Here is an 8,649-nt window from a genome sequence, read left to right as displayed (position 1 = left end):
CGGCGGTGAGCCGGTCGAAGCGGGTGAGGTCGATGTCGTCGGGGGCGGCGGCGAGCCGGTAGCCGCCGTCGGCGGAGGCGACGGCACCGGCGCCGAGGGCGCGGCGGAGGCGGCCGATCAGGGCCTGGAGGGCTCCGGCCGCGTCGGCGGGCGGGTCGGCGCCCCACACCTCGTCCACGAGGACGAGGGCCGGTACGGTCCGCCCGGCCCGCAGCGCGAGCACGGTCAGCAGGGCACGCAGCCGCGCCCCGCCGACGGGGACGGCCGTGCCGTCGGGGCGGAGTGCCTGGGTGGTGCCGAGAAGCCGATAGCGCACGGGGTTCATTGTCTCCGGTCGCCCCGGCGGGACCGTCGGCGGGCGGGGGATGCCGGGGGCGGAGGCCCGGCGGGCCCGTCCGGGACCTCCAGGGTGACGAGGGCGCCGGAGGTGCGGTGGACCAGGGCACCGGCGACGGGGTCCGGCTCCTCGGTGTCGGGCGCGAACCACTTGGGGCAGGTGTCGACCGCCTCCAGGGTCGGGGAGCCGGGCACCGGCTGGTGGGTGGGCGACTCCTCCGGGCGGTACCGATAGGTCACGTGGACCAGTTCGACCGCGCGGACCGTGCCCTCGGTCGCGGGGCCGCGGCCGCCGTGGTTCTCCACCCAGGCCCCGGCGCCGCAGCCGCCGCCCGGGTCTCCGGCCTTCTTCACGGGGACGAGGTTCCAGCCGACGCGGTCGCCGACCGAGAAGGGGTCGCCGCAGCACCCCATCTGCCAGTCCTCGTAGAAGACCTTCATCAGTGCCATCCCCCCAGCCTCGCTGAACCGGGGGCTGGTGGCGAGGCGTTTTCCCGGCGAGTCCCGGCCGGGTACGGTCGGGCACCCGACCGTCCGTCGGATCCGCGCACCGCGCCGCCCGATCCGTACCGCTTCGCCCGAGAAGCACTCTTCAGGAGCCGCCCATGACCACCGCAGCGACCCGCCCCGCCGACCGCCGGGTCAGTCCCGTCTTCGTCGGCATCCTGGCCGTGGCGGCGGTGACCGGCTGGGCGACCTGGACCGGGTTCGCCGCGAAGCCGGGGCTCGCGGTGTTCCTGTTCGTGACGGCGGCCTGGATCATCTCGCTGTGCCTGCACGAGTACGCCCACGCGCGCACCGCGCTGCACGGCGGGGACATCTCCATTGGGGCCAAGGGCTATCTGACGCTGAACCCGCTGAAGTACACGCACGCCCTGCTGAGCATCGTGCTGCCGGTGCTGTTCGTGATCGCGGGCGGCATCGGTCTGCCCGGCGGCGCGGTGTTCATCGAGCGCGGCCGTATTCGGGGCCGCTGGCGGCACAGCCTGATCTCGGCGGCGGGCCCGCTGACGAACGTGGCGTTCGCGCTGGTGTGCGCGGCGCCGTTCTGGCTGGGCGCGGCGGGCGGCGTGCCGCGCGACTTCCGGTACGCGCTGGCGTTCCTCGTCCTGCTCCAGGTGAGCGCGGCGATCCTGAACTTCCTGCCCGTTCCGGGCCTGGACGGCTACGGCGTGATCGAGCCGTGGCTGCCGTACGGGATCAAGCGGCAGCTGGAGACGTTCGCCCAGTTCGGCATGCTGCTGGTCTTCGCGCTGCTGTGGGTGCCCTCGGTCAACGCGGCCTTCTTCGACGTGGTCTACGACGTGCTGCGCGCCCTGGGTGTGAGCGACGGGGCCTCCGACTGCGGCTATTGGCTCTACCGCTTCTGGAGCGAGGCCCCGGCGTACTGCACGGTCAGCCCGTGACGGACTTGGCGGCTCCGGCCCGGCTCCGCTTGAAGTAGAACCAGGTCATGTTGGAGGTCAGCCCCGCGAGCAGCACCCAGATGATCCCGAGCCAGCTGCCCTGGAGGAACGAGACGACGGCCGCGGCCACGGCCAGGAGGCAGACGGCGAGGGTGACGAGGGCGATGCGGGGCATGGGGTCGGCTCCTGTCGGGGGACACTGCTACGCGCACCAGTGTCCCCCATGGGCCGCCCCCGCCCGGCGCCGGTCTCAGACGTCGGTGACGCGCAGCCCGGCGTGCGCCTTGTAGCGGCGGTTCGTGGAGATCAGGTTCGCGACGAGACCCTCCACCTGGTGGGCGTTGCGCAGCCGTCCGGCGAAGACGCCGCGCATGCCGGGGATGCGCCCGGCGAGGGCCTGCACGATGTCGGTGTCGGCGCGCTTGTCGCCGAGGACCATCACATCGGTGTTGATCTCGTCGATCTCCGGGTCCTCCAGGAGGACGGCGGAGAGGTGGTGGAAGGCGGCGGTGACCCGGGACTCCGGGAGCAGCGCCTCGGCCTGCTGGGCTGCGCTGCCCTCCTCGACGGTGAGCGCGTAGGCGCCCTGCTTGTCGAAGCCGAGCGGGTTGACGCAGTCCACGACGAGCTTGCCCGCGAGGTCCTCGCGGAGCGACTTCAGGGTGTCGGCGTGGCCGTCCCACGGCACGGCGACGATCACGACGTCGCTGCGGCGCGCGGTCTCGGCGTTGTCCGCGCCCTCGACGCCGTGGCCCAGCTCCTCGGCGGCCGTGTGGGCGCGCTCGGCGGAGCGGGAGCCGACGATCACCTTCTGGCCCGCCTTGGCGAGCCGGTACGCGAGTCCCTTGCCCTGCGGCCCGGTGCCGCCGATCACGCCGACGACCAGTCCGGAGACGTCGGGCAGGTCCCAGGGGTCCTTGGCCGGGGCCTTCGCGGGGGTCGGGGCGGCGGTCTGTGCGCTGTCGCTGGTGGTCATGGGCCGACTCTACGTCCGCGCGGCTTCGCGCACCCGCGCGGGTGAGTCCTCGGTTCGGGCGAACCTGGAGTGAACTGCGGGACGAATGGGACCGGTTGAGGCAGGATGCGGGCGCATGGACGCCGTACGGGTCGCGCTGCTGCGCGAAGTGCTCGCCGGGACGGAGTGGTTGGGGGCCACACGCCGGTTCGCGGGGGTGCTGCGCGGGTCGGTGACGGCCCACGGCGGCGGGCTGCTGCTCGCCGGGACGCCGGAGTACGAGCCCTGGCATCTGGCGGCCCATCTGGTGGACGAGGCGGCCTGGTCGGGCACCCCGGAGCTGGCCCCCGTCCTGGTACGCCACCACGCCCGCCCCTCCGACCCCGCGCATCTGGCGGTCGGCCCCGGCCGGATCGCGGAGGCCCGCCGGGGCGAGACCCTGCTGGTGGTGGCCCCGGACGAACCGGCGGCGCTGCTGGACCGGGTCCACACGGCCCGCCGCGCCGGGGTGACCGTCCTGGCGCTCGGCGCGGGCGACGGCGAACTGGCCGCGATGGCCCACGACGTCCTGGCCGTCCCCGAGGGCGCCGAACTGGACCTGGACAGCGTGCAGCACCTGGTGAGCGCGGCGGCGGGCGAGAACGCGGGCCCGCCGAGGGCGCGTCGGGGCTTCAAGGACCGGCTGTCCCGGCTGGCGGAGATCCTTACGGCACCGCCCGCGGCGCCTTGGTAGGCGCCGCGGGCGGCAAGTCGATACGCGTACTCGATGCGCGTACGGGTGCGGCCGTCAGGCCCTGTCGCTGCCGCTGTCGCTGTCCTCGCCGGACTGGGCGTCCTGCCAGCGGGGGTCCTTCTCCCACTCCTCGTTGCGCTCATGGGCCGTCTCCATGGCGTGGCGGGCCGCCTCCGGCGTGGCGTACGGGCCGAAGCGGTCCTTGCCGGGGCAGTCGGGGCCCTCCTCGACCTTCTTGTGCTCCAGGCAGTAGTACCACTCGCCCGGCTTGCCCTGGGTGCGCTTCTTGAACACGGACATCAACGGCTCCTCTCGCCACACACATGTTCCCCCATGCCCGCTGGTTAGACTCGCTGGCATGTCTGGCCAGTCGCTGCTCGTACCAGGGGAGCTGTCTCCCACCCGTCCGGTGCCCGGAAACATCCGCCGCCCCGAGTACGTCGGAAAGCCCGCGCCCACTCCGTACACCGGGCCGGAGGTGCAGACCCCCGAGACGATCGAGGCCATGCGCGTCGCCGGCCGGATCGCCGCCCGGGCGATGGAGGAGGCGGCGAAGATCATCGCCCCCGGCGTCACCACGGACCAGCTGGACAAGGTCGCGCACGACTATATGTGCGACTACGGCGCCTACCCCTCCACTCTCGGATACCGGGGCTTCCCCAAGTCCCTGTGCACCTCGGTCAACGAGGTCATCTGCCACGGCATCCCGGACTCGACGGTCCTCAGGGACGGCGACATCGTCAACCTGGACGTGACCGCGTACATCGGCGGGGTGCACGGCGACAACAACGCCACCTACCTGGTCGGCGAGGTGGACGACGAGTCCCGCCTCCTGGTCGAGCGCACCCGCGAGGCCCTGAACCGGGCCATCAAGGCGGTCCGCCCCGGCCGCCAGATCAACATCATCGGCCGTGTCATCGAGTCCTACGCCAAGCGCTTCGGCTACGGCGTCGTACGGGACTTCACCGGCCACGGCATCAACTCGTCGTTCCACTCCGGCCTGATCGTCCCGCACTACGACTCCCCGCACGCCACCACCGTGATCCAGCCGGGCATGACCTTCACCATCGAGCCGATGCTGACGCTCGGCACCCACGAGTACGACATGTGGGACGACGGCTGGACCGTGGTCACCAAGGACCGCAAGCGCACGGCCCAGTTCGAGCACACGCTGGTGGTGACGGACAGCGGGGCGGACATCCTGACGCTGCCGTAAGGGCCCTCACCGCTCCGGCCGGCCCAGGGGTACTGAGGCGAAGGGCTCCCACTCGTACATCTGGTCGTCCCGGTGGATCACGATCAGGTCGGCGCGGGCGACCCGGGCGTGTGCCGGGGCGAACCCGCCTGTGTCGAGTGCCTTGAAGACGGGGTCGGCCGGTCCGTCGCTCGCGCTGTAGGCCACCGACACGTGCGGGGTGAAGCCGTCCGCGTTCTCCGGGATCTCGGGCAGTACGTCACCGATCGCGCTGCGGATCGCGCTGCGGACGGCGTGCACGGGACCGTCCGGATGGATGTGCAGGAGGATGGCCTCGGGGTCCGGCACGTGCGGTCCCACCTGGACGTCGAAGGCGGGGATGGCAGCCAGGTGCTCGCCGGCCGCGTCGACGATGGCCCGCACGTCCTGTTCCTTGACCTCGCCGACGAACCCGATCCCTTGCATGGTGAGGTGCAGCCATGGATCCGGAACGAGGGTCAGGGCGTCTCCGAACGGGGCCAGTGCGGAGCGGTACTCGGCTGCGAGCCGGTGCACGTCCTTCTGCCCCTCGAACGTCAGGTGCCAGGTGTAGAAGCGGCGGCCCACGTTCCAGCCGGGGCGCCACCACCAGTGATTTCGCATGGCGTCGAACGAAGTCATACAGCGATCAAATCAGGCTGCCCCTGTGCCTGGCGAGAGCGCGAGACGGCGCGGAGCCGAGTTCACGCACCACTCCTCGATGGCCGCCCGCAGTCCGACCGATGCGGCACCGCCCATGCTCATGCTGCTCGTGAGTTCGCTGAGACGTCGGGTGACGGGCGCCAAGCGCTGGTCAGGCGGGAGGGCCAGCACCGGTGTGAGCGATTCCAGCGCCCCTTCGGCTTCCCCCGTAGCAAGGTGTGCCGCAGCCTGGCTGATGTGAATCTGCGCCGCAGTGCCGTACGCCCGGACCGGCTGAGTGGCCAGCAACTCCAATGCTCGCTCAGCGGCACTCAGTGCGTCGGCCGGGCGTCCGGCACGGAGATGCACGGCCGCCGCGTAGTTCTCCTCCCTCGCAGGCTGGCACGCGAAAACGCCCCCGATCAGGTCCTGGCCCGAAGAGGCACTCCGCGCCTCCTTGGCCCGGGAGATCGAGAGCATCGCCTCGTCGCTGGCGCCCAACTCCGACCAGGCGTCCGCCTCCTGGCACGCGAGGAGGACAGCGACGGAGCCCGAGGTCTGGTACGTGGCCCCGCGCCGTGCGAATGCGAGGGCATCGCGATGGCGTCCGTCCCAGAAAGCCACCTTTGAACGAGTCGACAGCACCCATGCCCGCAGGTCGTTCTGTCCGGCCAGCTCGGCGCACAACCACGCCGTACGGCCCTGCGTCTCCGCATCGCGCAGCTGCCCCAGGTCCGAAGACATCCAGGCGAGCAGGCCGCACAGGTAACCGGCGTAGACGTAGAGGTCTGCGGACTGTCGGGGGTACTGGTGGCCTTCGAGCAGGGAGAACACCCGGTCCCGCAATGTGCGAGTCCGCTGGAACAGCCCGAGAGGATCCGAGGTGAGGTAGTCGGAAGCCAGGGCCCGGGTCTCCGACATCAGCTGTTCGAGGGCAATGTCCCCGACGTTCGAGCCTTCGGCCCAGGCGGCCCAGGTAGCTGACTCGTCAGCCGCGAGGTGCACCAAGTCGGGCCCGATGGGCTCCATGGCCGTCGCGCTCTGCGGGACTTCGACGGTGGGTGGGGAATCGGTGGAGACGCCTCTCATTCCGCTGATGATCTGGAGATCGGCGTCCGGCAGGGAGTTCCGGTCGTCCAGGTCGAGGAGATCCGTCGGCGCACAGTTGTAGGCGGCAGCCATCGAGAACAGGACTGCCGGACTCGGCCGCCGGGAGGATGGCGCCGGCCACTTCTCCCATTTTCCGACGAGCGAGGCGTCTGCGGCGACGGCTTCGCCGGGGCGCCTGACACTGGCCTGGGTGATGCGGTCGGCCGCTTCCTGGAGCGTCCAACCGTGGGCGTGCCGCCATGCTTCGCGCGGACGCATTCGGTAGCGAGTACGCATCTCCATCGCGATATCCATGTGGCTGGCTCCCTTGGCCAGCAACGCGGTACGCAGGGCGTCTCGGTCGGTCTTCGAGCCGACTTTCATAGGGGCGTTCACGGCGTCTCCCTACACAGGTGCTTGGTGAACTCAAAGTAGCGGCGTCGTAGCTCTCCTGAGTGACGGCTGACCGCAACGGACCCTGGATACAGCCCACTTCCGAGTGCAATACCCGGCGTCCGTGCTGGCAGTACTGGGTGTGAGGTGTCCAGAAAACTTGGTCACGGACGCCCGTGACGCCGAGGACGGAAGACGAAACCGTAGAAGGGCGCCGGGGCCCTTGCTCCGGAGCGGATGCGCTTGCCAGATGCAGGCACCCCCGCGACCGACGATGACCGGTCCGGGGGCATGGTCAACGCCGCCGAAGGAGCGTCGACATGATGAACCGTACCGTCCCGAGCAGAACGCGTACACGCGAGCCGGCGATGACAATCAGGGTGTACACGGTCACACAAGACGGGTTCGTTACCGCGCGGCGCCCCACCGTGGTCGTCCCCTACGACCACAAGGCTGCCCCCTCGCCGATGAGTACCGCACTGCCGCCCTGCACCTGCCCGATCCACCGCGCGGAGACCAGCCGGTGAGCGACACACGGGCGAGAGCCGGAGACGCCCCCGGCCGTGCCATGACGCGCGCCGCCGCTTCCGTCTTCTTGAACCAGAAGACGCTTCCGCGCCACGGCACCATGAAGGCCTTCGAGGCGGACTTCCGCACGGCGCTCGCCGAGTTGATGCCGCGTGTCGAGGAACTGGCCGCCGAGCTGCCGGACGACGATGCCTGCGCGAAGGCGGCCCTGGCCGCGCTTGCCGAGGCTCACCAAAGGCTCGGCGCTCAAGAAGCCCCGGGACTCAAAGGCGAATTCGCGCGGGTGAAGCAGCTCGCCGTGTCGGTGGTTTCCCTGTGCGACCACGTCGACCTGCTGAGTGGCCTGGAGACATGCCTGCTGTGCGACGAGCGGATCAAGTCCGAGCCGTGCGAGGCCTGCACCCGGCTCGGCCCGCACGGAGGCACTGCCCTGTTCGGCCGTGTCCACGACCCCTGTGCAGCTCGCGTCCGCCGCTCTTGACGGCGACCTCATGCCCCGGCGCCACGGGGCCCCATGGCGGCCGCTTCGGGTCAGGGTCGCAGCTCAGCTCTCCGCCCTGCAGGAGGCTCCCAGACTCCCGGCTCTCCAACGGCACGCGCCTGGAGGACCGGGTACCAGCTGCCTTCCCGATCCGGGTCGGCGGCAAGGAACATGAACACTCCGAAGGAGAACACGATGAAGGAAACGCTCACCTGGCGGATGGCTGGAGGCGGCGGTGAGGGCGGGGACGGCCTGCCCGGGGAACCGTGGCCGGGGCCGGAGGAGCCCCCGTCCCCCGACGGCGGACCGAGGGTCACCGGCTGAGATGTCACTCACCGGAGTGGAGGAGGGGCGGTCCGAGTTGGGCCGCTCCCTCCTGAACCGCAAGCACATGTCGGCGGACTGGCTCCCGGCGTTCGCCGCCGTCCCCCGGGCCGTCTTCCTGCCCGATGTCATGTGGCCGCACGACATGGACACCGGCACCACCGCCACCGTGGACCGGTGCGAGCAGCCGGAACTGTGGACCTCGTATGCCAACGCCGACGTTCCGATCGTCACGCAGTGGGACGACGGCAGGGGAGAAGGACGGGGCAAGGTGCCGACGTCGTCGGCGTCCATGCCCTCGGTCGTCTTCCGGATGCTGGCGGCCCTGGAAGCCGAGCCCGGGCACCGCGTCCTGGAAATCGGCACCGGAACCGGCTGGAACGCGGGGCTCCTGGCACACCGGCTCGGCACGGACAACGTGGTGAGTATCGAGGTCGACCCGAAGGTGGCCGACACGGCCCGGGAGCGGCTCGCCGCGCAGGGCCTGCTCGGTACGGTCCTCACCCGGGATGGCGTGGAAGGCGACGAGGCGGGAGCCCCGTACGACCG

The 8,649-nt window shown here is 71.0% G+C and carries 13 protein-coding genes; 6 read left to right on the top strand and 7 right to left on the bottom strand.

The window, feature by feature from the left end; translation table 11 throughout:
* Both GTW40_RS00200 and GTW40_RS00195 read right to left on the bottom strand, forming a co-directional pair.
* Positions 1-325, bottom strand: a 325-nt coding sequence (locus GTW40_RS00200) for a winged helix-turn-helix domain-containing protein (protein ID WP_202485159.1), incomplete at its 3' end; no start/stop codon positions are given.
* The gene (locus tag GTW40_RS00195; RefSeq protein WP_161178091.1) at positions 322-786 is read right to left on the bottom strand and encodes a DUF6578 domain-containing protein; all 465 of its coding nucleotides are present in this window, start codon (positions 784-786) and stop codon (positions 322-324) included. The genes GTW40_RS00200 and GTW40_RS00195, both read right to left, overlap by 4 nt.
* A gap of 155 nt (positions 787-941) precedes the next feature.
* On the opposite strand from GTW40_RS00195, the gene GTW40_RS00190 reads away from it, so the two are divergent.
* Positions 942-1,742 (top strand): site-2 protease family protein, encoded by an 801-nt coding sequence (locus GTW40_RS00190; protein WP_161178090.1) that lies wholly within the window; start codon positions 942-944, stop codon positions 1,740-1,742.
* Here the strand turns inward: GTW40_RS00190 and GTW40_RS00185 are convergent.
* Together GTW40_RS00185 and npdG are read right to left on the bottom strand one after the other, a co-directional pair.
* Positions 1,732-1,917 carry a hypothetical protein gene (locus tag GTW40_RS00185; RefSeq protein ID WP_161178089.1) on the bottom strand — a complete coding sequence of 62 codons (186 nt, stop codon included), beginning with the start codon at positions 1,915-1,917 and terminating at the stop codon, positions 1,732-1,734. The genes GTW40_RS00190 and GTW40_RS00185 overlap by 11 nt on opposite strands.
* Before the next feature lie 75 nt (positions 1,918-1,992).
* On the bottom strand, positions 1,993-2,718 hold the full coding sequence (gene npdG / locus GTW40_RS00180) for an NADPH-dependent F420 reductase (protein WP_161178088.1): 726 nt from the start codon (positions 2,716-2,718) through the stop codon (positions 1,993-1,995).
* A 115-nt stretch (positions 2,719-2,833) separates the two neighbouring features.
* Here npdG and GTW40_RS00175 point away from each other — a divergent pair, with 115 nt between their 5' ends.
* Positions 2,834-3,430 (top strand): hypothetical protein, encoded by a 597-nt coding sequence (locus tag GTW40_RS00175; RefSeq protein WP_161178087.1) that lies wholly within the window; start codon positions 2,834-2,836, stop codon positions 3,428-3,430.
* A 54-nt stretch (positions 3,431-3,484) separates the two neighbouring features.
* Here GTW40_RS00175 and GTW40_RS00170 read toward each other — a convergent pair whose 3' ends face one another.
* Positions 3,485-3,730 (bottom strand): hypothetical protein, encoded by a 246-nt coding sequence (locus GTW40_RS00170; protein ID WP_161178086.1) that lies wholly within the window; start codon positions 3,728-3,730, stop codon positions 3,485-3,487.
* A 58-nt stretch (positions 3,731-3,788) separates the two neighbouring features.
* Between GTW40_RS00170 and map the strand changes: the two genes are divergently transcribed.
* A complete protein-coding gene (gene map, locus GTW40_RS00165; protein WP_161178085.1) occupies positions 3,789-4,646 on the top strand; it encodes a type I methionyl aminopeptidase in 858 nt (285 codons plus the stop codon).
* A gap of 6 nt (positions 4,647-4,652) precedes the next feature.
* Here the strand turns inward: map and GTW40_RS00160 are convergent, their stop codons facing one another.
* Together GTW40_RS00160 and GTW40_RS00155 are read right to left on the bottom strand one after the other, a co-directional pair.
* Positions 4,653-5,285: a 2'-5' RNA ligase family protein gene (locus tag GTW40_RS00160; RefSeq protein ID WP_237525252.1), complete on the bottom strand. Its 633-nt coding sequence runs from the start codon at positions 5,283-5,285 to the stop codon at positions 4,653-4,655.
* 12 nt (positions 5,286-5,297) lie between these two features.
* A complete protein-coding gene (locus tag GTW40_RS00155) occupies positions 5,298-6,770 on the bottom strand; it encodes an XRE family transcriptional regulator (RefSeq protein WP_343245580.1) in 1,473 nt (490 codons plus the stop codon).
* 565 nt (positions 6,771-7,335) lie between these two features.
* On the opposite strand from GTW40_RS00155, the gene GTW40_RS00150 reads away from it, so the two are divergent.
* The 3 genes from GTW40_RS00150 to GTW40_RS00145 form a co-directional block, all read left to right on the top strand.
* Positions 7,336-7,776 carry a DUF6415 family natural product biosynthesis protein gene (locus tag GTW40_RS00150; protein ID WP_202485158.1) on the top strand — a complete coding sequence of 147 codons (441 nt, stop codon included), beginning with the start codon at positions 7,336-7,338 and terminating at the stop codon, positions 7,774-7,776.
* Positions 7,777-7,971: 195 nt separating this feature from the next.
* Positions 7,972-8,100 carry a hypothetical protein gene (locus tag GTW40_RS33490; RefSeq protein WP_272918972.1) on the top strand — a complete coding sequence of 43 codons (129 nt, stop codon included), beginning with the start codon at positions 7,972-7,974 and terminating at the stop codon, positions 8,098-8,100.
* A 1-nt stretch (position 8,101) separates the two neighbouring features.
* A partial coding sequence (locus tag GTW40_RS00145) for a methyltransferase domain-containing protein (protein ID WP_161178084.1) occupies positions 8,102-8,649 on the top strand: 548 nt, incomplete at its 3' end.

Origin of the sequence: Streptomyces sp. SID4985 (assembly GCF_009863025.1) — a bacterium.
Classification (GTDB): Bacteria; Actinomycetota; Actinomycetes; order Streptomycetales; family Streptomycetaceae; genus Streptomyces.
This window is presented reverse-complemented; position numbering and strand designations above follow the sequence as displayed.

Bases quoted from the DNA above. Each gene is read 5' to 3' on its own strand.
- GTW40_RS00160 (WP_237525252.1), bottom strand. From the start codon at position 5,285: ATGACTTCGTTCGACGCCATGCGAAATCACTGGTGGTGGCGCCCCGGC.
- GTW40_RS00150 (WP_202485158.1), top strand. From the start codon at position 7,336: ATGACGCGCGCCGCCGCTTCCGTCTTCTTGAACCAGAAGACGCTTCCG.
- map (WP_161178085.1), top strand. From the start codon at position 3,789: ATGTCTGGCCAGTCGCTGCTCGTACCAGGGGAGCTGTCTCCCACCCGT.
- GTW40_RS33490 (WP_272918972.1), top strand. From the start codon at position 7,972: ATGAAGGAAACGCTCACCTGGCGGATGGCTGGAGGCGGCGGTGAGGGC.
- GTW40_RS00185 (WP_161178089.1), bottom strand. From the start codon at position 1,917: ATGCCCCGCATCGCCCTCGTCACCCTCGCCGTCTGCCTCCTGGCCGTG.
- GTW40_RS00195 (WP_161178091.1), bottom strand. From the start codon at position 786: ATGGCACTGATGAAGGTCTTCTACGAGGACTGGCAGATGGGGTGCTGC.
- GTW40_RS00170 (WP_161178086.1), bottom strand. From the start codon at position 3,730: ATGTCCGTGTTCAAGAAGCGCACCCAGGGCAAGCCGGGCGAGTGGTAC.
- npdG (WP_161178088.1), bottom strand. From the start codon at position 2,718: ATGACCACCAGCGACAGCGCACAGACCGCCGCCCCGACCCCCGCGAAG.
- GTW40_RS00175 (WP_161178087.1), top strand. From the start codon at position 2,834: ATGGACGCCGTACGGGTCGCGCTGCTGCGCGAAGTGCTCGCCGGGACG.
- GTW40_RS00190 (WP_161178090.1), top strand. From the start codon at position 942: ATGACCACCGCAGCGACCCGCCCCGCCGACCGCCGGGTCAGTCCCGTC.